Below are 21,781 nucleotides of genomic sequence, written 5' to 3'. Positions count from 1 at the left end.
GTTCTGAGGGGAGACTGGTGAGCGCTTCTGCGACCGATCACGACCGAAGAGATCCGCGTTGGCCTCTCCTGCTGCTGATCACCTTGGGATCCGCTGTCCGCGTCCCACAGCTGAGTCACTCGCTCTTCGAGCCGCATGCCTTCCGACAGACTCAGACCGCCTTCGTCATCCGGGAGTACGCACGCCACGGAGTCGATCTTCTGACGACCCCGCTACCGGTCTTTGGCGCGGGCGCCGATGTACCCATGGAAATGCCCATCTTCCAAGGAACGGCTGCGCTGATCGCCGGGTTGGGCGTCTCCGCGGAGACCGCCGGCCGCATCCTCGGGCTTGTGGGCTTCCAAGTGACGTGCGTGCTGCTCTGGGTGCTCGTCCGACGCTGGTTCGACGCGGGAACGGCCACTGTGTCGGTGGCGTTGATGCAGTTCCTGCCCTTCGGGCTGGCCTGGGGAGCGAGCTCACTCATCGACTTCAGCTCCGTGGCGTTCGCACTCGGGATGCTGGTTTGTCTGGACAGCTACGTCCGCACGGGCCGCGCGGGTCAGCTCTTGCTTGGTGCAGGCTCCGCTTGGATCTGCGCCCTCGTCAAGGTGACTACGGCCTTGCCGTGGTGCGTCCTGTTGCTCTTCGCGTTCGCATCTGTCCGTGACGTCAGGCGGCCGCTCGCTCGAATGGGGACGGCCTTGGCCCTTGGGCCTGGCATAGCAGTCATCGCTGCCGCACTCTGGACCCGATTCGCCGACGACGTCAAGAGGGGGCAACCGGCCACTCACTTCTTGACCAGCGGAGAGCTCGCTGCATGGAACTTCGGCGACCTCGCGAGACGGACGTCCGAGTACTCATACTCCGGTCTCGGCTTCCACGCGTTCCTGGAGGTCGGGGGGCCACTTGGCGTTGGGGTGGTTGTCGCAGCCGTCGGGGCGCTCGCCGGGCTCGGCTCTCGCTGGCACCGGTGGGGGCTGCTCGCGTCTGCGGCCAGTGCACCGACAGTGTTCTTCAATCTCTACGTCGTGCACTCGTACTACTGGATTGCCGTCTTCCCCATGTTCTGCACCCTCGTGGCCCTCAGCATCGTCAAGGCGGCTGGCCGGCTGTCGTCCTCAGCCTCTGGCCGGGCCAGGCTCGCCGCACTGACGACCGGACTGATGATCGTCGCGGCAGGGGCAGCTCCCATAGGGTCGTTCGAGGTCTTCCAGTTCCTTCGCTCCCCGTCCACACCGGAGCTTTCGGTGCGGCTGGCCGCTATCACGAGACCTGACGAGCAGGTTCTCGTGATCGGGTGCGACTGGGACCCCACACTCCTGTACGGAGCAGACCGCAGCGGGTTCATGATCCGCAACACGACACCCGCGGCCTTGCCCCCGCCCGGGTCGATTCCCGGTTACAGCCATCTGGTGAGCTGCGACGACACCCTTCATCCAGACGACTATCTGCCCGAAGGCTGGAGAGCGGCGCCGACCTCCGACCCCGCACTGTACACAGTCGAACGCATTGCTCCGTGAGCGCTCGCTCAGGACGCACCGATAGGGCGACGGCCCGGCTCTCGGCTTCGGATCTCTAAAGAATCCCGGACGCGACGGCCGAGCGGATCCACGGGATGGTCTCGTCGAGCATGTCGCTGAGAGTCGTGGTCGCCTCGAAACCCAGCACGTGCTTCGCTTTGTCGACGCAGGGGACGCGCTTCTGCACGTCGTGCTCGAACGCGTCGTCGTGAACCAGCTGCAACGGGCGGTCGCCGTTCACCTTCGTCCAGATCGCCTGGGCGAGCTCAGCAACCGTGGTGCCCGTCGCCGTGGAGAGGTTGAAGTCCTCGTTCGTGGCACTCGGGTGGGCGACCGCCGCAACGATGCCACGCGCCAGGTCGCCACCGTAGGTGTAGTGGCGGACCTGGGATCCGTCTCCGAGGATGTGGAGGGGGTCCTGCCCCTTGATGACCTTCTGGACGAGGTCGGGCACGACGTGGCTCATGGCGAGCGGGACGTTGCCGGACCACACCTCGAGGTCGCCGAGGGCACGGCGCTCCCCGATCCCCACGCAGTTGAACGGCCGGAGGATGGTGAAGGGGAGCTCGTACTGGTCCCAGGCCGCCTGGGCGAAGTACTCGACAGCAAGCTTCTGGAAGCCGTAGCTCGACCTGGGCGGCGGCACGAGTCGTTGGTCTCCCTCGGCCGAGGGCCAGCGATCGGTCGACTCGAAGACCATCGAGGAGGACAGGTAGGTGACCTTCTTGAGCGGCGCGCCCTCACGCCGCACGGCGATGGCTGCGTCACACGTCGACGCGATGATCCGCTCGTTCTGCGCGAGCAGGTCATAGGCGTACTTGTGGAAGTACGTGATGCCACCGATGAGCGCAGCGCCGGCGATGACGTGGTCGACGTCCGCCATGAGTCGACGCATTAGGGCGGTGTCCTGCACGTCCCCCTCGACGAACGAGTAGCGCTCGTGGTCGTCGTAGGAGTGACGGACCGGGCCGTACTTGGAGTAGTTGTCGATGCCGACGACGTCCCAGCCCTGCTTGAGCAGCTCCTGCACGACGTAGCCGCCGATGAAGCCGGCGGACCCCGTGACCAAAACCTTCATCGTGAACCTCTCACCTTGGAGCTGACTCGAGCGCGCACGCTCTCCTGCGCGACTGCCGGGCCGAAGGCGAACGCGTACCAGTAGAGGTACTTCGGCAGCCACGCCCTGATCTTGAAGTTCGATGCCCCGACCTCGCGGTCGAGCCAGATGGTCGGGATCTCAGCAACCGGTCGACGTGCTCGGCGAGCCTTGGACACGAGCTCGATCGCGATCTCGAAGCCGGATCGCGAGTCGATCCCGACCTCACGCACGAAGGCGGTGTCGTATGCCTTGAAGGCGTTCGTGACGTCCCGCGTGCCCACGCGGGCCAGCAGGTTCAGGCTGCGCCCCGCGGTCTCCGACATGAGCCTCTTGCCGACGGGACCGCCTCGCTGGGCACCGCCGGGCATGTAGCGCGACGCGGACGCCACGACGAAGCCGCGCTCCACCAGGCGCACCATGTCGTCGATGACGCGGACGTCGTCGGACCCGTCGGCCATGGTCACGACCACGCAGGCCGCCTCCGCGTGGTCGATGCCGTAACGGACGGCGTTGGCGGGCCCACGACCGTAGTCCTGCACGAGGACCCGGGCATGCGGCATACGACTGATCTCGTCGGCGGCCGCTGCGATGGTGGTGTCGGACTCGGAGTCCACCACGACGAGGATCTCGTGCGGCAGTGAGACGGCATCGTCGATGCGTCTGAGGGCGAGGGCGATCGACTCGTGTTCGTTGTAGGCGGGCAGGACGATGGTGGCTCTCGGAGCCGTCATACGAGGGTCCCGTTGCCCTGCAGGTCCCACACGTCGATCACGGGCTTGTCCGTCACGAGCGCCTTGTACTCCGAGTGCGGGGCGCCGATGACGATGAGGTCGGCCTGCTCGAGCACGACGTCGAGCGGGCTGAGTGACGGATCACTCGTGACGTAGGGGTCGGTGGTGAGGACCCGCTTGGCACGGAACCGGAGCGTGCGCTTGAGCTTGTAGGACAGGCTCGAGCGCGAGTCGTCCGAGCCGGCCTTGAACGCCATCCCGAGGATCCCGACCGTCATGTTCTCGAGGTCGAAGCGCGCCGCGAGCCGGTCGACGACGTAGAGCGGCATGCCCTCGTTGACGAGCATTGCCGAGTGCCCGAGCGCAAAGGTGTTCTTGGCAAACGCGGACAACTGCATCGCGTCCTTGAACAGGCACGGACCTGCCGCGAACCCGGGGCCCGGGAGGTCCGCGGCCCGCGGGTAGTCGAAGGTGATCGCCTCACGGATCCGCGCGAAGTCGAGACCCGCGTCGTTGGCCATCTCCCAGAACTGGTTGGCGGCGGCGAACTTGATGTAGCGCCAGGTGTTGGTGAAGAGCTTTGCGAGCTCGGCCTCCTCCGGCGTCACGACCATGCACTGCACGTCGAGGTGGTCGAAGACCGCCGTGGCCCGCTCGGCCCCGTCGAGCGACATGGCTCCCACGATCTGCGGGAGCGTGCGCAGCTCGCGGAGCGCGTGTCCTTCGAGGATGCGCTCGGGACAGAAGACGACAGGGGCCTTGACCCCCCGCTCCTCGAGCATGCGGCCCACAGACCTCGTCACACCCGGGTAGATCGTGCTGCGCAGCATGACGAGCTGGTTGTCGTTGAGGTACGGCAGGCACTCCTCGATGGCAGCGACCACGGCGTTCGGGTCTGGGTTGAGGTGGTCGTCCACCGGGGTACCGATCACCACGACGACGACATCGACGTCGGCGATGGCGCGAGCGTTCGTCGTGGCCGAAAAACGGCCCGCCGCGCGCACTGCGGTCAGGGTGTCCGCCGCGCCCTCCTCCTGGAAGGGCATGACTCCTGAGTTGACCCGCGCGACCGCCTCGGCGTCCACGTCGAGGGCCACCACGTCGCAGTCCGCCGCGGCGAGCACGAGCCCTAGAGGCAGCCCGACATGGCCGCAACCGCCAACGATGCAAATCCGCATTCGTCCCCCTGAATATCCCTGTGGAGGGATCTCCAGGCCCCTCAGCGGTGGAGTATTTCCCAGATTCGCTCAGGTCCGCAGGCAAATGGCGGAATCCTGACGGCACCACCTCGGGCCCGTCAGACCGACACTCAGTGCCGGGCGCGCCTACGTCCGAAGAGCGTCGACACGCGGGAGCCACGGTGCGCCGCAGCCATGGAACGCGCCGCCTCGTCCTCGCGGAGCTGGGCGAGCATCGTCTTGGGCTTGGGCGGCGGCCAGTCCTGGGCGCGCGGGTCCTTGGTGTCCATGTAGTACTCGGTCCAGCCGTAGTCGTCGCGGTAGCGAAGCGTGCCGTCGCCGACGTAGTACCAACCTGCTGGCTTGTCGTTCATCGTCAAACCCCCACATCACTCACCCGTACGGGAGCCCCCCTCCCGTGGCTCAATCTAGAGCCGGCGACCGTCCCTAATCCACCGATGTCTAATTAGTCCGATTTGCCGTGGGCGCAGTGGATTCCGCCGTTCGGACACCCTGCGCGCTCCTGACAGGCCGGCTCCGCGTCGGCGCCTCGGCGTCCGGCTCCCGGAACGCCCCCGAGACCGGCGCGGCCCGGTCGATAGGATCGGGGTGGCTCACGGCGACGACGCGAGTGGCCATGGTGTGCCGGGAAGTCTGGTCGGCGGCCCATGACCCATCCCCTGAAGGGACCCCAAGGTGAGCGACCCGCACCCCACCGCCACCCCGCCGACACCATCCCGAGGCGACGCCGGCAACCGGCTCCTCGGACGCGGCAGCTGGCGCGAGGCGCGCTACGTCGCCGACCTCCTGCGTGCCGAGACGGTGGGCGGGGCGATCCTGCTCGCCGCCGCCGTGGCGGCACTCGTCTGGGCGAACTCGCCATGGCGCGACGGCTATGCGAGCCTGCGCGACACGGTGATCGGCCCGCACGCCCTGCACCTCGACCTGTCGCTCGCGACCTGGGCCGCCGACGGCCTGCTCGCGGTCTTCTTCCTCGTCGCCGGCATAGAGCTCAAGCGCGAGTTCGTCGCCGGCGACCTGTCCGACCGTCGCAAGGCGGCACTCCCCATCGCTGCGGCGGTCTGCGGGGTCGCGCTGCCCGCGATCCTGTTCGTCGTCACGGCCATGCTGATGAGCCGGGGCGACAGCGCGAGCGAGCTGGGCGGCATACTCCGCGGCTGGGCCATCCCGACGGCGACCGACATCGCCTTCGCCCTCGCGGTCCTCGCCGTGATCGGCACTCACCTCCCGAGCGCCCTGCGCTCGTTCCTGCTGACCCTCGCCGTGGTCGACGACCTCATCGCGATCACGATCATCGCCGTCTTCTACACCGACACCGTGAACCTGCTGTGGCTGCTCGCGGCCGTCGTGCCCCTGGCGGCGTGGCGCCTGCTGCTCAAGCGGAAGATCACCAATCCCCTCGTCCTCGCCGTCCCTGCCCTGCTCGCCTGGGCCTTCGTCCACTCGAGCGGCGTCCACGCGACCGTCGCGGGTGTCCTGCTCGGCCTGCTCGTCCCCGTCAACCGCGAGGTCGAGGACGACCCCGACCGGCACTCGCTCGCCGAGCGCATCGAGCACAAGATCCGCCCCTTCTCAGCCGGCTTCGCCGTGCCGGTCTTCGCGTTCTTCGCCGCTGGCGTGACCGTGGTCGGAGGCGGGTTCGGCGCCGCCGTGCGCGACCCTGCGGCGATCGGCGTCGTCGTCGGTCTCGTCGTGGGCAAGGCCGTCGGCATCCTCGGCGGCACCTGGGCCGTGGCTCGCTTCACGCGCGCGGAGCTCGACGAGGACCTGGCGTGGACCGACGTCCTCGGCCTCTCGGTGCTCGCCGGGGTCGGGTTCACCGTCAGCCTGTTGGTCGGCGAGCTCGCCTTCGGCAGCGGCTCGGAGCGCGACGACCACGTCAAGCTCGCGGTCCTCTGCGGCAGTCTCATCGCAGCGCTGCTCGCTACGGTCGTCCTGAGGATCCGCAACCGCCACTACCGACTGGTCGAGGCCCGAGAGACGGCTGATGCGGACCAGGACGGCGTTCCGGACGTGTACGAGGAGGGGGCGCGCCTCGATCCCGCCTGATGGTGGCTGCCCTGCGCGTTCGGGTAGGGACTGCGCAGTAGGGTTGCACCTGGTAGGCGCGACCGCGTAGTCACCAACGAGTACCGAGGAAGTGAGCCGATGAGCACGGATCCCCGGCAGGAGCGGACACTGGGCCAGCTGGTCGCGTCTGCGACCCAGGACCTCTCGACGCTGGTTCGCAGCGAGATCGCCCTGGCCAAGGCCGAGGTCTCGGTGCAGGTCAAGAAGGCCGGTCTGGGCGGAGGTCTGCTCGCAGGAGCAGCCGTCATCGGCTTCTACTCCGTCTACTTCATCTTCACCACCATCGCCGAGGGCATCGAGGCGCTCGGCCTGCCGCGATGGCTCAGCTTCCTCATCGTCACCGTCTTCATGCTGCTCGTCGCGGGCGTCCTCGCCCTGCTCGGCGTCAGGAAGATGAAGACGGTCAAGCCGACTCCGGAGAAGACGATCGCCGAGGCCCAGACGACGGTGGCCGCGCTGAAGTCGGCTGCAGAGCACCCGGGCACGACGGTCCCGGCCCCGCGCCCCGAGTGGGACCGCAAGGATCTGCCCGCCGTCGCACCCGTCACCTCCTCGGGCAACGGCTCGGCAGCGAGCGCGCCGAACCCGTCGCGCGACGCCTGACGCCACCTCCTCCCCTCACCCATGTCCGTCGACGCTGCCTTCGTCAACATCGACGGACCCTGGGAGCACCGCTACGTCTCCGCCAACGGCGCCCGCTTCCACGTCGCCGAGATGGGCGAGGGGCCGCTCGTGCTCATGCTCCACGGCTTCCCGCAGTTCTGGTACGCGTGGCGCCACCAGATGGTCGCCCTCGCCGCCGCCGGCTACCACGTCGCGGCCATGGACCTGCGCGGCTACGGCGGCAGCGACAAGCCACCCCGTGGTTACGACACCTACATGGCGACCCTCGACGCCGCGAGCGTGATCCGCGCGCTCGGTGAGAAGGACGCCGTCGTCATGGGTCAGGGGCTCGGCGGCTGGATCGCCTGGTGCATGCCGACCTTCCGACCCGACGTCACCCGGGCCATCGCCTCACTGTCCATGCCGCACCCGCGGATCATGCGGCATACGACCTGGTCCAACCCCAAGCAGCGCCGGGCGTCGGGCTGGATCGCCGGGCTGCAGAAGCCCTTCGCCCCCGAGCGGGAGATGGCGCGGTCGCATGACTACGTCGCGGGCCTGCTTCGGGCGTGGGCCTCCCCGCTCGGCACGTTCCCCACGACCGAGGACATCGCCCGCTACGGCGACGGCATGATGATCCCCTTCGTGGCCCACTCGGCGGCGGAGCACTACCGCTGGCTCGGACGCTCGTCGGTCCGCCCCGACGGACCGCTCTTCATGCGCCGCATCCGTCACGCGATCCGCGTCCCCGTGCTGCAGCTGCAGGGCGCCGAGGACGGCTGTGTCATCGCGGGCGTCAACCACGGCTCCGGCGCCTTCGTCCCCGGCGAGTTCCGCCAGGTCAAGGTCCCGGGCGCCGGGCACTTCCTCACCGAAGAGGCCCCGGACCAGGTGAACGCCGAGCTCATCAAGTGGCTCGGATCCCTTGCCTGACATGGAGCTCGACCTCCCGGACGCCGGCGGAGTCACGTGGTCGGTCTGCGTCCGTGACGGATCAGGGATGCCGCTTGCCTCGGCGGGTGCCGACCTTTCCTTGCGCACGGCGTCCGTCGGCAAGGTGCTGCTCCTGATCGAGACGGCCCGGCTCATCGCCGCGGGCGAGGTCTCCCCCGACGAGCCACTGACCCGCTCCGTCGACCTGTGGGTCGGCGACTCCGGCCTGTGGCACACGCTCTCGGTCGAGGCACTCCCGCTCATCGACGTCGCAGCCCTCGTGGGCGCCGTCTCCGACAACCTCGCGACCAACGTCCTGCTCCAGCGGGTGGGGCTCGCCGAGGTCGCCGCGCGCGCCACGGCCCTCGGCCTGCGCGCCACCGCGCTGCACGACCAGGTCCGTGACGTCCGTGGCGTCGACCACCCTCCGACCCTCTCGACCGGAACGGCCGCCGAGCTGAGCCAGCTCATGAGCCGGCTGGCCACTGACACCGCGGTGGGTCCTGACGCGGATCGACTTGTGCGGCAATGGCTCTCGGCGAACGTCGACCAGTCGATGGTCGGCTCGGCCCTTGTCGAGCAGGGCGGGCTCGACCCCATCGCGCACCACTCGTCACTTGAGCTGCCGACCACGCTGTGGAACAAGACCGGCACGGATGCCGGGGTGCGGGCCGACGTCGGAGCCGTGACGACGGGCGACCGCACGGTGACGTGGGCCGCCATCGCCAACTGGGAGCCCTCGCCCGGCACGACCCTCGACCACCTCACGGTCTGGGCCGTCCTGCGCGGGATGCGCCACCTCGGCGAACACGTCCTGAACCAGGTGCGGGAGTAGGGCTCCGACGTCAAGGCCGAGGGCGCCCACAGCCCTCATTGATGCGCCTTTTTTGCCCGATTTTGTACGCATTGGGATATTTCGAAAAATGCAATTCCTCCGCTTGCGGAGGCAAAAGCATGAATCCCTAATAGCGCGTCAAATTACCAACCTAAACTCCGCGTCATGTGCCAGATGGGGAGGGCCGGTCATCGAGGACCAGCCCGCGAGGTGAGCGCTTCCAGCTCCATCCCCACTCTCCTCGGATGGGCCACCGGCGCAGCGGTCACCGCCGCGATCCTGGGCACTCCCTACCTCCTCTTCGCGTACCACAGTCCCGACCTTCACCTCGTCCTCGACTCCCTCGACACGGGTGTGGCCCTGCTCGTCGCCTACCTCCTCCTGGGCAGATACACACGGACGGGCCGTCTTCAGGATCTCCTCCTGGCCGATGGGCTGCTGATGCTCGGACTGGCAGGCATCGGGCTGACGTTCGCGCTGCGACTGCTGGGCCTCGATGATGACCGTGGCGGCGTGTGGCTGCCTGTGGCCACTCGGGTCGTCGGTGCCGCACTGGTCCTCGCCGCCTCCCTGACACGTGCCCGTCGACCAGCAGGGCCATGGAGTCGTCCACTGAAGCTGCTGCCGTGGGGCACGGTCCTCGTCGGGCTTCTCGTCACGTGGGGACTGCGAGACTCGCTGCCGCTGGCTCTGGCTCAGACACCACCGGCCTCGGCTCAGCATCCAGTCATCGCGGGACACCCGTGGCTGCTCGGCGCGCACGCCCTCACAGCGCTGAGCTTCGCCGCTGCCTCTGTGGCATTTGCGGTCACGGCACGTCCCGGCGCTGGAGGTCGCGACGAGCTGATCCGGTGGCTGGGACCCGCGTTCGCCCTCGCCGCCTTTGCGCGCCTCAACTATCTCCTTTTCCCCTCGCTCTACAGCGACTGGCTGTACACCGGCGACCTGCTGCGCACCGCCTCGTATGCCGTCCTTCTTGTCGGCGCTGGCCGCGAGATCCGCCGCTACTGGACGATGCAGGCACAGGCTGCCGTCCTCGAGGACCGGCGCCGCCTCGCTCGCGAGCTGCACGACGGCGTCGTCCAGGAGCTCGGTTACATCAGGGTCGAGACCCTGACGATCACTGGGGACCCGAGCAGGCGCGAGCGCATCCTCGCCTCCTGCGACCGGGCTCTGGACGAAGCCCGGGGCGCCGTCGACGCGCTGGGCCGAAGCGGCGACGAAGCCCTCGGCTTCGTCCTGCACCGTGCCGCCCGCCAGGTCGCGGACCGCTACGACGCGAGCCTCGAGGTCGAGCTGGACGACTCGGTCCAAGCAGACGCGGATCAACGTCACGCCCTCATTCGGATCACGCGTGAGGCGGTGTCCAACGCGATCCGGCACGGTCGTACGGACCGCGTGCGGTTGCGCCTCGACCGCAATGGTCAGCAGCGCCGGCTCGTCGTCCAGGACGAAGGCGACGGGTTTGACCTGGCAGCCGTGCGTGGACACACGGGGGGCTACGGGCTGACGAGCATGGAGGAACGGGCTTCATCCGTACGCGGCGCCTTGAACATCGACTCCGCGCCGGGCCGCGGCACCACCGTGGCGGTGACCTGGTGACCGCCCTTCGCGTGGTCCTCGCCGACGACCACGCGCGCATGCGCGGTCGCGTGCGCGATGCCCTCGAGCAGACCGGCTGCGAGGTGTGCGGGGAGGGCTCAACCGCAGAGGAGGCCGTTCGGCTCGCTTTAGAGCTCCGCCCCGACGTGGCCCTGCTGGACATCCACATGCCCGGCAGCGGCATACAGGCAGCTGGAGACATCGTCCGCGGCGCCCCCGAGGTCGTTGTCGTCATGCTCACGCAGTCGGCCGAGGACGACGACCTCTTCGACTCTCTGCGCGCCGGCGCGTCCGGCTACCTCCTCAAGGACACCGACCCGGCGACGTTGGCAGACAAGCTCCGTGGCGTCGTCGACGGCGAAGCCGCCATGCCGCCTCGGCTCGTCGCGCGCATCATGGACGAGTTCCGCGCGCCCGCCAAAAGGCGGTTCGGCCGTCGCAGCACAGCGGCCGCCAAGCTGAGCGCTCGCGAGTGGGAGGTCATGGAGATGCTGGGCCAGGGTCTCTCAACAGAAGAGGTGTCGCGACGCCTCTTCCTTTCGGCCACGACCGTGCGCGTCCACGTGTCGTCGGTCCTCAAGAAGCTACGCGTCAAGGACCGCGAGAGCGCCTTCAGGCTCCTGCGCGGCGAATGAGGCCCAGCCCCTCGTCGACGAGCTGCGTCAGCGCGTCGATGAGCGCATCCGCCTCGTGCAGCGTGTACTCCTCACCGCCCACGAGCACGTAGGGTCCATCCGCATGCAGCGTCGAGGGATCGACCGTCGTGCAGAGCCGCAGCGACGTCCCACTGACCAGCAGCTCCCCACTCACGTGGATCGCGTCGTCCTCCGCGTGCCGTATGCCGTGTCTCTGCACACACCATGTCGGGCAGTCGGCGGGCCGAGCCGCCTTCGCCTGCTTCGTGGTGGTGGTCATGCCATCCCTCTCTTCCGGAGATGCTGGCCGTTGGGAGAAAGGGCCCCGCGTCGTGTGACGCGGGGCCCTCCCCTGTCCTCCTCATCCCCGCGAGGGGCTCAGGAGCGGTACCTCAGCGAAGGCCGATGTTGACGTAGTACGTCTGGCCGTCATCGAGCTTCACACCGATCTGGTAGTAGTTCCCACCAGTGCTCGGCGTCTTCCAGTTGTAGATGTACTGCCCGGTGTCGTACTTGAAGGTCGAGCCACTGTCCGCCGTGACGGTCTGGACCGTCTCACAGATCGGCAGCGACATCGCCCCACCCTTTACCGGCGTCAGCCAGACCGGAGCTGTCGCCGACTGGACCGCCTGGCCGGCAGCGTTCATCAGCTGGAACTTGACCGGGATGGTGCTGCCGGCCTTGAAGACGCTGGTCGAGGTGCCGACCTGGTGCGCCGTATCGTTGATCGGCTGCAGGAACCCGTCGAACCTGTAGACGACCTTGTAGCTGCCCGTCTGGCTGACGCTGTTGCCGGCCTTGTCGGTGGCGGTCGCCGTCCAGCCGAACGTGCCCACGCCGTTGGCCGTGCCGCCGGTGACGGTCACCTTGCAGGTGTCCAGGCCGGAGAAGCTGTCGGTCGCGTCGCACGTTGCGGCCGGGGCCGCACCGAGCGTGTAAAACCCGTTGGACACGTTGACCTTGGTGATCGTCGGGTTCTCGTTGTCGATGTTGATCCCCGTCACGGAGCCAGTGCCTACGTTGTCGGCAAAGTCCTTCGCCGACCCGTTGGCGGACTGGCCGGCCCCGTTGTTCGACAGCGTCACGTCGTCCTGGCAGGAAGCCACATCCGACAGGGCATCGGCGCAGGTGAAGTGGACCTTCACAGGGCTGACGTACCAGCCGTTCTTGCCGATGGTGCCACTGACGACCGAACCGCTGATGGACGGCTTGGTCTTGTCGAGCTTGATGGTCACCGAGTCAGTGCCCGTGTTGCCCGCAGTGTCCTTGGCCGAGCCGTTGACGACGAGGCCGGTGGTGCTGGTCTCGGTGCTGATCACCTGGTCCGGGGTGACGCTGCCGGCGGCAATGCCCGAGCCCGGGTCGGTGTCCGTCGCGTCGAAGTGCACCGTGACGTCACTGTTGTTCCAGTCCGACGCGTTCGCCTTCGGATTGACCGTGTGGGTCACCGTCGGGGCGATGTTGTCGTACTTCAGCGCAACCGCTTGGGAACGCTCCACGTTGCCGGCGTTGTCGACCGCGTAGTAGCTGACGCTCGCCGTACCGGTGCCGCTCAGCGGGACGCTGACCGACGTGCTCGCACCCGCCGCCACCTGCTCGGTTCCGCCGTTCACGGTGTAGTGGATCTCCTTGACGCCGGACGGGCCGACGTCGGTGGCGTCGAGCAGGACCGCGGCGGTGGAACCAGTGCAGTAGCCGTTGGTGGCCGTACACTGGTTGTCCGCCTTGGTCTGGGGCTCGTGACCGTCGATGTTGATCCCGGACACCGTCTTGGTGTTCGTGTTCCCCGCGATGTCGACGGCGTTCTCGCTGGTCACGCTCTGGTTGACTCCGTCACCGGAGACCACCGCGTCGGACGGGCAGTGACCTACGCCGGAGCCGGCGTTGCCATCGGCCAGAATCGGGTCGGTGCAGCTGAACCCGACCGTGACGTCGCCGCGGTACCAGCCGGCGGCATTCTTGCCGGCGGGAAGCTGTGTCGTGATGTCCAGCGGGGTGCGGTCGATCTTGACGCCTGCGATGGAACCCGTGCCCTCGTTCCCGGCCTTGTCGCTGATCTTGGCCGAGGCGCCTAGGTAGCGGCCCTCGCCCGTGATCGTGCTGTTGGCCGGTTGCGTGGCCGGGTCGATGCCAGAGAGGCCATCGACGCCGGCCCAGGAGACCGAGACGTCGCCGCGGTACCACTCGCCACCGTTGGAGTCACCCGTGGGGGCGCCGGTCAGCGACGGAGCGGTCTTGTCGATGCGGATCTTGTCGACCGTCACGGAGCTCTTGTTACCGGCCACGTCCTGGGTGTCGCCCTGGATCGACTGGTTGTCACCCTCGCTGGACACGGTCTGGTCGGGACCACAGCCCACGATCCCGTTGATGCCCGAGTCGGTGTCGGTGCAGCTGAACGTCACCTTGACGTCGCTGTTGTTCCAGCCGAACGAGTTGGCCGGGGTCCGCGTGGCAATGATGGTCGGCGCGATCGTGTCCACCTTCACCTGGACGGTGTTGGTGCTCTCGTGCGCCTCCTCGTTGCCGGCGAGGTCGACGCTCCAGTAGGTGATCGTGTGCGTGCCGGTCGACAGGTCGGCCGTGAACGGCTCGCCGTAGGTCTGCCTCTCACCACCGTCGATCGTGTAGTACGTCGCCGCGACTCCCGAGCCTCCGGCCTTGTCAGAAGCCTGGAAGGCGACCGGGATACCACTGGTCACGAACCAGCCACTGTCCGGCGAGATCGGGTTGATGACCGTGGTCGTCGGAGCCGTCTTGTCGATGCTCAGGATGATCGGTGCACCGGCCGTCTCGATGTTGCCCGCATTGTCGATGCTCCAGAAGGCGATGTCGTGCGTGCCCTCGGTCCCGAAGGCGAAAGGGCCGGCATACGTCTGGGCGTCCCCGCCGTCGACGCTGTAGTAGGTGGTAGCCACCTGCGACAGGTTGTCGTGTCCAGTCAAGGTCACCGTGACCGCGTCGCGGTACCAACCGCTGGCCGGAACGTCCGGCGCTGTGGCGGTCGTCGTCGGCGTGGTGGTGTCGATGTTGATGCCCTTGACGGTCGTGTTCGTGACATTGCCGGCCAGGTCACTGATCGAGGCGCTGGCGCTCAGGTTCTTTCCCTCACCGGAGATCGTGCTGTCAGCCGGGCAGCCCGCGTCCAGTCCGGAGCCGCCGCTATCCCCGCAGGTCCAGGCGACCGTGACGTCCCCTTGATACCAACCCTGGTCATTCGGGTTCGCCGTGGCCTGCCCGTCAAGGGTCGGCGGGGTCTTGTCGACCTTGAGGGTAATGCTGTTACCGCCCTTGTCCTCGACGTTGCCGGCCTTGTCGGTGCTCCAGTACGTCACTGTGTGCGTGCCGTTCGTGCCGATGACGACAAGGTCGTTGTAGGCCTGCGCCGCACCGCCGTCGATCGAGTAGAACGTGCCAGCCACGCCGGACAGGTTGTCGCTGCCGTCCAGCGAGAAGCTGACGTCGGCGTTGTACCAACCGTTCTTCACGGTGCCCGACACCGACGCAGAGGTCGAGGGAGCCGTCCGGTCGATCTGGATGCCGCTGACCGTCGTGGTGGTGCTGTTGCCGGCCTTGTCGGTGCAGGTCGCGGTGGCGGACAGGTTGCCGCCGTCACCCGTGACCTCGGAGTCAGCAGGCTGCGCGGCCGGACCCGAGAGAGAGTCGGTGCAGGCCCAGCCGACTGTCACGTCGCCCGCGTGCCAGCCGCTGGGGAACGAGCCGGCGAGCACCGGCGGGGTCTTGTCGATGTTGATGCCCGACACGGTGGCGTCTGCAGAGTTGCCCGCGGCGTCCGTTGCTGTGCCGGTGACCGTCTGCGCCGCACCCTGACCGAGCACCTTGTCGGCCGTCGTCGAAACGACGCCCGACCGGTCGTCGTTCGCGGTGAAGCGAACCGTCACGTCGTTCTTGTACCAGCCGTCGGCGTTCGCCTCGCGGTCCGTCGCGCCCTCGATGACGGGAGCCGTCTTGTCGATGCTCACCAGCGCGGTGTCCGTCGCCGAGTTCCCCGCGCCGTCCTTGACCGTCCCCACGACCTCCTGGCCGGTGCCCTCGGTGGTCACGGTGGCGTCGCCGGCGCAGCTGGCGATGCCCGAGCCGCCGAGGTCGGCACACGTGAAGCTCACCGACACGTCCTTGTTCGTCCACGCCCCGTCCGTGTACGACGTCGGAGTGAAGCCGTGGCCGATGGTCGGCGAGGTCTTGTCGATGAGAACGTGGACGGTCTTCGCGGTCTCCGCGTTGCCGGCCACGTCGGTGCTGAAGAACGTCACCGTGTGGTCGCCCTCCGTGGACAGCTTGAAGCTCGTCCCGGTCTGCTGCGCGCCGCCGTCGACCGAGTACGTCGTCGAGGCGACGCCGGAGCCGTTGTCGGTGGCCGACAGGGTGACGTCGACGTCGCCGCTGACCCAGGTGTTCGACGTGCCACTGATCCCCGTGTTGGGGGCGGTGCGGTCGATCTGGATGCCGGAGACCGTCTTGGTGGTGCTGTTGCCGGCGTTGTCGGCGCAGGTGGCCGTCGAGGAGAGGTTCGAGCCCTCACCCTTGACCACGTCGTTGCTGGGTGCGCTCGCGACCTTCGAAAGGACATCGGTGCAGGTCCAGGTGACGGTCACATCATCCTTCTGCCAGCCGCTGGGGAACGAACCGCTGAGAACCGGCGGGGTCTTGTCGATGTTGATTCCGGTGACGCCGGCACTTGCCGAGTTGCCCGCGGCGTCCGTGACGGTGGCACTGGCGCTCTGGTCCGCACCCTCGGTGAGGACCTTCGAAGCTGGAATGCCGCTGATGCCGGACAGCGCATCGCTCGCGGTGTAGCTCACCGTGACGTCGTCCTTGTACCACCCGGCGGCGTCCTTGGTGCCGTTGGCGGTCGCGGTGATGGTCGGGTTGGTCTTGTCGAGCTTGACCGTCACGGAGTCGGTGGCCTTGTTGCCGGCCTTGTCGGTGGCGGTACCGCTGACGAGCGTGCCGTTCGTCTCGGTGCTGATCGTCCTGGAGGTCGTGGTGCTGCCGTCCGCGACGCAGGACGCAAGACCCGAGCCGCCAGTCTCGTCCGCGCAGCTGAACGTGACGGTCGCGTCAGCCTTGTTCCACCCGGCCGCGTTCGGAGCCGGCGTGACAGAGTGGCTGATGGTCGGCGCCGTCTTGTCCGACTGCGGAGCGGTGGACGTTGCGGTGGCGGTGTTGCCCGCGTTGTCGGTCGCCGTGCCGGTCACCGTAGTGCCGCCCGGGACGGTCTTCGAGGTCGAGGCCGGGCTGGTGCCGTCGGCTACACAGGAGGCGATGCCGGAACCCTGACCGCCGGAGTTCGAGTCGGCGCAGGTGAAGGTGACAGTGGTCGTTCCATCGGCGTTCTGCGTCTGCGCAGCCGTGATGGTCGGTGCAGCCTTATCGACTCGGACCGTCACGGAGCCACTCGCGCCCGCATTGCCGAGGCGATCGGTCTGCCCGGGCGCGGTCATGATGCTGATGCCGTTGCTGGAGACGCTGTCGGTCTGGAACGGCTGCACAACTGACACTCCTGAGCCGGTGTCCGTCGCCGTCCACTTCACCGTGACGTTGTCCCTATTCCAGCCGGCTGCATTCGCGGCAGGGGTCAAGGCCGCGGCAACGACGGGGCCTGTGTTGTCAAGCATGTACGAGCCCTGCACCGTTGCCGATTGGCTGGTGCACTTCCCCTGCTTGTTCATCGGCGAAGCAGCAGCAGTGACAGACTGCACCCCCTCCCCGGCAGGAGCTGTGGCGGTGAACGTCCACGACGTCTTGGCGGTCGCCGACTCCGCGTGAGCGGTGATGGCCCCCGCGACGTCGACGCACTGCGTGTCGCTGGAGGTGGTGACCGTGAGAGTCAGCGCACCCCCTTGCTTGGCATACAGCGTTCCGTTATTGGAAACTGTTCCGTTCCCACCGGTAAAGACCGCGCTGGCCGCCGAAGCGGCGAAGCTCGGCGTCACATTGATGCCACCGATCACCAGACCGGAGACCGCGGCCCCCGCGATAAGCCGCCGCGCGACTCCCCTTGCACCCCGTATGCGACGTGGCTGCGCCACGCGGGGCGCGCTCCTCCGGACGTTCATCCCTGTTTCCCCTCATCTGAACAACACGTGTTGGCGTGCGTCGCCCCCGCGGCACACAGGGAACGTAAGAGGGATTCGGGCAGAGTCTGACCGGTTTGGCATTCAACGAACCAAACGCCGGGCGTCTCCACGCTCAGCGCCCGCGTTCAAATGTCTAAACGCCAGCGATATCAGCGCATCCAACCGAGGGTCACCGGGTGAACGGCCTGCTGTTCAGTCCTCCGGAGCAGCGGGGATGAGGATCGTGAACGTCGCTCCCCCACCCGGGGTGTCGGCGACGTCGAGCCGGCCGCCGTGCGACCGGACGATCTGGGTCACGAGGGCGAGGCCCAGGCCGACGCGTCGGCCTCCCGAGCCGCCGTCGCCCCGGGAGAAGCGTCGTGTGAGCCGGTCGATGTCCGCGACCTCGACGCCCTCCCCGTGGTCGATCACGTCGACCCGCACCTGGTCGCCGGCGACGGACGACCGCACCTCGACGCGGGATCCTTTGTCGGAGTGGGCGATCGCGTTGTCGACGAGCGCCAGCACCGAGCGCCGCAGGCTCGGCCCGACGCCTTCCACGACGCGCGCACCGGCCGCCGCACCAACCGCACCACCGCCCCCAGCCGCAGCCCTGACACCGGCGCCCTGACCGCCCTCGTCGACGAGCGTGACCCCGTGCTCGGCGGCATACGGCATGAGCGAGGTCACGACCTCGGACGCGAGCGCCCCCAAGTCGACCCGCTCGGCCACCTCGTCGACGTGCTCGAGCTGCGCCGAGAGCAGCAGGTCGGACACGACGTCGGCCATGGCCTGCGTGTCGTGGACGAGCTGGTCGACCTCGGCGAGGCGGCGCGCCGCCGCCGGGTCGCCACCACCGGCCGCGGCGTCCACCGCGACGTGCCGCCTCAGCATCTGGGCCCGGGTGCTGATGACGGCGAGCGGCGTGCGCAGCTCGTGCGAGGCGTCGGCGACGAACTGGCGTTGCAGCTCCATCGCCTCACCCAGCGGCCGCACTGCGCGCCGCCCGGCGAGCAGCCCGGTCAGCGCGGCGAGCAGCACGCCGACGATGCCGGCAGCGATCGTCGACATGAGCAGCCGCTGCTCCTCGCCCGTGTGGAGCCGGAAGTCGTAGACGGCGACGTAGCTCGCCCCCTCGCGCTGGTCGACCCACGCGGGCCACATCCGCCCGCCGGCCTCGAAGCTCGTCTGCCCGGACATGTCACGGCCGTAGGCGACGACCTGCGCGAGAAGGTCCGTCGGCATCGTCCGCGTCGCCTCGTGACCCGAGTCGGTCAGCTTGACGAGCCACATGCCCGGCGGCGAGTCGACGACGTCGTCCGCCGTGCGGGCCGTCGTCTCGGTACGCGACCGGATCTCGGAGAGCTGCTGACGGTCGAAGATCACCGCCGTGCTGATGATGGCGAGCAGCACGACGAGTGCCGTCGTCGCGCCGACGCGCAGCGCCACCGACCGTGATGCCTTGCGCAGCGGGTCGTCTCCCGCCAGCGACCTCGGCGAGCGTCGCGTCCTCACGACGCGCCGAGCCGGTAGCCGACGCCGTGCACCGTGTCGATGACCGACTTCCCGAGCTTGCGCCGCAGGTAGTAGACGTAGGTGTCGACCGCCCCCAGGGTGTCGGCGTTGTCGAAGGCCGCGGTCAGCAGCTCGTCGCGGGTGAAGACCCGCGTCGGCCGGCGCGCCAAGGTCTCGAGCAGCCGCGCCTCCCGGCCCGACAGCATGACCTCGCCGTCCTCGCCGACGAGCCGCTGCTCGCCGACGACGAGGCGTCGCGCCCCGACGGTGAGCTCCCCGGCCGCGCCGCCGACCGGCCGCAGCATGGCCCGCAGCCGCGCGAGCACCTCCTCGACGTCGAACGGCTTGACGACGTAGTCCTGCGCCCCCGCGTCGAGCCCCTCGACCCGGTCGGCCACGGTCCCGCGTGCCGTGAGGAAGAGCACGGGCGCGGTCAGCCCCCGCGAGCGCAGCCGCGTCACGAGGTCGACCCCCTCGATGCCCGGCAGCCCACGGTCGACGACGAGCACGTCCCAGTCGTCGACGAGCCCACGGTGCAACCCGGCCTGGCCGTCGCGGACGGCCGTCACGGCATACCCCTCCTCGTCGAGCAGCTGGGCGAGCATCTGCGACAGGTCGGGGTCGTCCTCGACGAGCAGCAGCCGCGGGCGCAGCACCGGAACGGTCATGAGTTTCACCCTTTCTGCGACGTCTCATAACTTTCTGAGATCGCCTGACCACGATCGTCTACGTGAGCACCACCATCGCACCACACCGCGGGACCCCGAGCCGGGTCCGTCGAGCCCTGCGTGCCGGCGCGAACTTCCGCCGCTGGCAGGCCCGCACGGGCGACCTCCTCGAGACCCTCGCCATCGCGAGCCTGCTCGCCGTCGTGGCGCAGTTCCTCCTCGGCGGGGGCAGCCACGACCTGGTCGCCGGCACCGGCAGCACCACGCTCATCGCCGTCGGGCGCCTCACCGGCCTCGTCGCGATGAACCTGCTGCTCATCCAGCTGCTCCTCGCGGCGCGCGTGCCGTGGATCGACCGCGTCTACGGCATGGACCGCTCCCTCAAGGCGCACCGCATCCTCGGGCGCGTCACCGTGCCGCTCGTGCTCGTCCACGTCGGCGCCATCATCCTGGGCTACGCGGCCCGTGACGAGCTGCACGGCCCGTTCGGCCCGGTCGTCGAGTCCTTCCGCCTGCTCACCGGCGGCAGCGACCTGCTGTTCGCGTTCGTCGCGACGGCCCTGCTCGTCGTCATCGCCGTGACCTCGGTCAGCATCGCCCGCCGCCGGCTGTCCTACGAGTGGTGGCACCTCGTGCACCTGACCTCGTATGCCGCCGTCGTCCTCGCCGTGCCGCACGAGCTCTCGATGGGCTCGGACTTCACCGCCTCGCAGTGGGTCTCCACCTACTGGTGGACCCTCTTCGTGCTCGTCGCGGCCAGCGTGCTCTGGTGGCGGCTGCTCGTGCCCGTCATCCGCAGCCTGCGTCACCAGCTGCGCGTCACCGACGTCGTCGAGGAGGCCCCCGGCGTGTGGTCGGTGTGGATGAAGGGACGCCACCTCGACCGCCTGCCGGTCCGTGCCGGGCAGTACCTCAACTGGCGCTTCGTCAGCCCCCGGCTGCTCGCGACCGCGCACCCGTGGTCGATCTCCAGCGCCCCCGACGGCCGTAGCCTGCGCATCACCGTGCGCGAGCTCGGCGACCACTCCAGCCGCCTGGCGCACCTGCGCCCCGGCACCCGCGTCCTCTTCGAGGGTCCCTACGGTGCCTTCACCTCACGCCAGCGCGTCCGCCGGCGGGTCCTGCTCCTCGCCGCCGGCATCGGTGTCACACCGGTCCGCTCGATCCTCGAGGAGCTCGTGCGCCACGGCCACGCCGGCCCCGGCGACGTCACCGTCGTCTACCGCGCCGACGACGCCTCGCAGCTCGCCCTCCGCGACGAGCTCGAGCACCTGACGCACGTCGGCGGCCACAAGCTGCACCTGCTCCTCGGGCCGCCCGTCCAGGGTTCGTGGCTGCCCGCAGCCCCCGGCCACCGCAACGGGGAACCGTCGTCGGACGCGAAGCGGCTCGCCGGGCTCGTCCCCGACCTGCGTCGCCACGAGGCCTACGTCTGCGGCCCCGGCCGCTGGATGGACCTCGTCCACCACAGCCTGCTCGAGGGCGGCATCCCCAAGTCCCACATCCACGACGAAAGGTTCTCCTGGTGAGGAAGGCAACGACCGTTCTCGTCGGCCTGGCCGGCATCGTCACGATCAGCGCGTCCTGGGCCACCGGACTGACCCCGAAGCACGCCACCGTCGCCGGCGGCGTCCACGTCCTGTCCGGCGCCAAGGCCGGCACGCCCGTCGCGGCCGCACCGCCCAAGCCGTCCGGCAGCTCGACCTCCACCAAGTCGTCCGGCAGCTCCACGTCGAGCGGGTCCAAGTCCGGCTCGTCGTCCAAGGCCCCTGCGGCGCCCCAGTCGGGCACCGTCGACGGCGCCGTCGTCGGCACGCAGTACGGCTCGGTCCAGGTGCGGGTCAGCTTCACGGGCAAGAAGATCACCAACGTCCACGCCCTCCAGCTGACCGACAGCTCCGGCACCTCGGTGTCGATCAGCGCCGGTGCCGCACCGATCCTGCGCCAGGAGGCCCTGGCTGCGCAGTCGGCCAAGATCGACACCGTCAGCGGTGCGACCTACACGAGCGAGGCCTACCAGCAGAGCCTCCAGTCGGCGCTGGACGCCGCCCACCTGGGCTGACAACCCACCCCGAACCGCACCCCCAGGGTGCCTGAACGCGGTCCGCCGACCTTCCCCTGTGGTCGGCCGACCGCAGCGGCCCACCGACTTTCCCCTGTGGTCGGTGGGCCGCACCTTTCCCCGGAAGCCCTCTGTCGTATGCCGGGTGCGCGCCTCGACCTGTCGTCGCTGACGAGGCCTGCTGGCTGGGAGTTGCATGAGAAGGACGCAAGTGAGGCATACGGCGCACATCGGCCTGCGATGATGCGCG

Annotated in this window: 19 protein-coding genes; 11 read left to right on the top strand and 8 right to left on the bottom strand. The window is 68.7% G+C overall.

From position 1 onward, the window contains the following. The first annotated feature begins 17 nt into the window (after positions 1-17). The gene (locus ABD297_RS15135) at positions 18-1,502 is read left to right on the top strand and encodes an ArnT family glycosyltransferase (protein WP_344255864.1); all 1,485 of its coding nucleotides are present in this window, start codon (positions 18-20) and stop codon (positions 1,500-1,502) included. Between the two features lie 55 nt (positions 1,503-1,557). Here ABD297_RS15135 and ABD297_RS15130 read toward each other — a convergent pair whose 3' ends face one another. The 4 genes from ABD297_RS15130 to ABD297_RS15115 all read right to left on the bottom strand — a co-directional run bounded on the left by ABD297_RS15130 (position 1,558) and on the right by ABD297_RS15115 (position 4,884). After that, positions 1,558-2,580 (bottom strand): NAD-dependent epimerase/dehydratase family protein, encoded by a 1,023-nt coding sequence (locus ABD297_RS15130; RefSeq protein WP_344255863.1) that lies wholly within the window; start codon positions 2,578-2,580, stop codon positions 1,558-1,560. Continuing rightward, entirely contained in the window at positions 2,577-3,332 is a 756-nt protein-coding gene (locus ABD297_RS15125; RefSeq protein ID WP_344255862.1) for a glycosyltransferase family 2 protein, read from the bottom strand. The genes ABD297_RS15130 and ABD297_RS15125 overlap by 4 nt, the downstream gene beginning before the upstream one ends. Next, positions 3,329-4,510 (bottom strand): nucleotide sugar dehydrogenase, encoded by a 1,182-nt coding sequence (locus tag ABD297_RS15120; RefSeq protein WP_344255861.1) that lies wholly within the window; start codon positions 4,508-4,510, stop codon positions 3,329-3,331. Before ABD297_RS15120 ends, ABD297_RS15125 begins: the two co-directional genes overlap by 4 nt. Before the next feature lie 131 nt (positions 4,511-4,641). Next, positions 4,642-4,884, bottom strand: coding sequence for a hypothetical protein (locus ABD297_RS15115; RefSeq protein WP_344255860.1), 243 nt, complete (start codon positions 4,882-4,884; stop codon positions 4,642-4,644). A gap of 322 nt (positions 4,885-5,206) precedes the next feature. Here ABD297_RS15115 and nhaA point away from each other — a divergent pair, with 322 nt between their 5' ends. The 6 genes from nhaA (at position 5,207) to ABD297_RS15085 (ending at position 11,209) form a co-directional block, all read left to right on the top strand. After that, positions 5,207-6,580 carry a Na+/H+ antiporter NhaA gene (gene nhaA / locus ABD297_RS15110; protein ID WP_344255859.1) on the top strand — a complete coding sequence of 458 codons (1,374 nt, stop codon included), beginning with the start codon at positions 5,207-5,209 and terminating at the stop codon, positions 6,578-6,580. Positions 6,581-6,679: 99 nt separating this feature from the next. After that, positions 6,680-7,204: a phage holin family protein gene (locus ABD297_RS15105; RefSeq protein ID WP_344255858.1), complete on the top strand. Its 525-nt coding sequence runs from the start codon at positions 6,680-6,682 to the stop codon at positions 7,202-7,204. A 21-nt stretch (positions 7,205-7,225) separates the two neighbouring features. Further along, on the top strand, positions 7,226-8,137 hold the full coding sequence (locus ABD297_RS15100; RefSeq protein ID WP_344255857.1) for an alpha/beta fold hydrolase: 912 nt from the start codon (positions 7,226-7,228) through the stop codon (positions 8,135-8,137). Between the two features lies 1 nt (position 8,138). Then, on the top strand, positions 8,139-8,972 hold the full coding sequence (locus ABD297_RS15095) for a serine hydrolase (RefSeq protein ID WP_344255856.1): 834 nt from the start codon (positions 8,139-8,141) through the stop codon (positions 8,970-8,972). Positions 8,973-9,182: 210 nt separating this feature from the next. Then, on the top strand, positions 9,183-10,574 hold the full coding sequence (locus tag ABD297_RS15090; RefSeq protein ID WP_344255855.1) for a sensor histidine kinase: 1,392 nt from the start codon (positions 9,183-9,185) through the stop codon (positions 10,572-10,574). Beyond that, positions 10,571-11,209 carry a response regulator gene (locus ABD297_RS15085; RefSeq protein ID WP_344255854.1) on the top strand — a complete coding sequence of 213 codons (639 nt, stop codon included), beginning with the start codon at positions 10,571-10,573 and terminating at the stop codon, positions 11,207-11,209. The genes ABD297_RS15090 and ABD297_RS15085 overlap by 4 nt, the downstream gene beginning before the upstream one ends. Here ABD297_RS15085 and ABD297_RS15080 read toward each other — a convergent pair. Both ABD297_RS15080 and ABD297_RS15075 read right to left on the bottom strand, forming a co-directional pair. Continuing rightward, positions 11,187-11,489 (bottom strand): DUF6907 domain-containing protein, encoded by a 303-nt coding sequence (locus ABD297_RS15080; protein ID WP_344255853.1) that lies wholly within the window; start codon positions 11,487-11,489, stop codon positions 11,187-11,189. The two genes, ABD297_RS15085 and ABD297_RS15080, sit on opposite strands and share 23 nt — an antisense overlap. A 112-nt stretch (positions 11,490-11,601) precedes the next feature. Further along, positions 11,602-16,122 (bottom strand): OmpL47-type beta-barrel domain-containing protein, encoded by a 4,521-nt coding sequence (locus ABD297_RS15075; protein ID WP_344255852.1) that lies wholly within the window; start codon positions 16,120-16,122, stop codon positions 11,602-11,604. Between ABD297_RS15075 and ABD297_RS15070 the strand changes: the two genes are divergently transcribed. After that, a complete protein-coding gene (locus tag ABD297_RS15070) occupies positions 16,112-16,507 on the top strand; it encodes a hypothetical protein (RefSeq protein WP_344255851.1) in 396 nt (131 codons plus the stop codon). The genes ABD297_RS15075 and ABD297_RS15070 overlap by 11 nt on opposite strands. A 162-nt stretch (positions 16,508-16,669) precedes the next feature. Then, positions 16,670-16,996 (top strand): hypothetical protein, encoded by a 327-nt coding sequence (locus ABD297_RS15065; RefSeq protein ID WP_344255850.1) that lies wholly within the window; start codon positions 16,670-16,672, stop codon positions 16,994-16,996. 503 nt (positions 16,997-17,499) lie between these two features. Here the strand turns inward: ABD297_RS15065 and ABD297_RS15060 are convergent. Both ABD297_RS15060 and ABD297_RS15055 read right to left on the bottom strand, forming a co-directional pair. Beyond that, positions 17,500-18,801, bottom strand: a complete 1,302-nt coding sequence (locus tag ABD297_RS15060; protein ID WP_344255849.1) for a sensor histidine kinase — start codon at positions 18,799-18,801, stop codon at positions 17,500-17,502. Then, a complete protein-coding gene (locus tag ABD297_RS15055; RefSeq protein WP_344255848.1) occupies positions 18,798-19,469 on the bottom strand; it encodes a response regulator transcription factor in 672 nt (223 codons plus the stop codon). The genes ABD297_RS15060 and ABD297_RS15055 overlap by 4 nt, the downstream gene beginning before the upstream one ends. A 62-nt stretch (positions 19,470-19,531) precedes the next feature. Here ABD297_RS15055 and ABD297_RS15050 point away from each other — a divergent pair, with 62 nt between their 5' ends. Further along, positions 19,532-20,998 (top strand): ferredoxin reductase family protein, encoded by a 1,467-nt coding sequence (locus ABD297_RS15050; RefSeq protein WP_344255847.1) that lies wholly within the window; start codon positions 19,532-19,534, stop codon positions 20,996-20,998. Beyond that, positions 20,995-21,531, top strand: a complete 537-nt coding sequence (locus tag ABD297_RS15045) for an FMN-binding protein (RefSeq protein WP_344255846.1) — start codon at positions 20,995-20,997, stop codon at positions 21,529-21,531. The genes ABD297_RS15050 and ABD297_RS15045 overlap by 4 nt, the downstream gene beginning before the upstream one ends. Positions 21,532-21,781: the final 250 nt, after the last annotated feature.

The sequence above is a fragment of the Terrabacter carboxydivorans genome (assembly GCF_039532035.1).
Taxonomy (GTDB): Bacteria; Actinomycetota; Actinomycetes; order Actinomycetales; family Dermatophilaceae; genus Terrabacter; species Terrabacter carboxydivorans.
The sequence above is the reverse complement of the archived record's forward strand: the minus strand, read 5'-3'. Positions and strand labels throughout refer to the sequence as shown.

Coding starts and splice junctions, on each gene's coding strand:
- ABD297_RS15130 (WP_344255863.1), bottom strand. CDS start 2,580: ATGAAGGTTTTGGTCACGGGGTCCGCCGGCTTCATCGGCGGCTACGTC.
- ABD297_RS15125 (WP_344255862.1), bottom strand. CDS start 3,332: ATGACGGCTCCGAGAGCCACCATCGTCCTGCCCGCCTACAACGAACAC.
- ABD297_RS15120 (WP_344255861.1), bottom strand. CDS start 4,510: ATGCGGATTTGCATCGTTGGCGGTTGCGGCCATGTCGGGCTGCCTCTA.
- ABD297_RS15115 (WP_344255860.1), bottom strand. CDS start 4,884: ATGAACGACAAGCCAGCAGGTTGGTACTACGTCGGCGACGGCACGCTT.
- ABD297_RS15105 (WP_344255858.1), top strand. CDS start 6,680: ATGAGCACGGATCCCCGGCAGGAGCGGACACTGGGCCAGCTGGTCGCG.
- ABD297_RS15100 (WP_344255857.1), top strand. CDS start 7,226: ATGTCCGTCGACGCTGCCTTCGTCAACATCGACGGACCCTGGGAGCAC.
- ABD297_RS15095 (WP_344255856.1), top strand. CDS start 8,139: ATGGAGCTCGACCTCCCGGACGCCGGCGGAGTCACGTGGTCGGTCTGC.
- ABD297_RS15080 (WP_344255853.1), bottom strand. CDS start 11,489: ATGACCACCACCACGAAGCAGGCGAAGGCGGCTCGGCCCGCCGACTGC.
- ABD297_RS15065 (WP_344255850.1), top strand. CDS start 16,670: ATGATGCTGATGCCGTTGCTGGAGACGCTGTCGGTCTGGAACGGCTGC.
- ABD297_RS15055 (WP_344255848.1), bottom strand. CDS start 19,469: ATGACCGTTCCGGTGCTGCGCCCGCGGCTGCTGCTCGTCGAGGACGAC.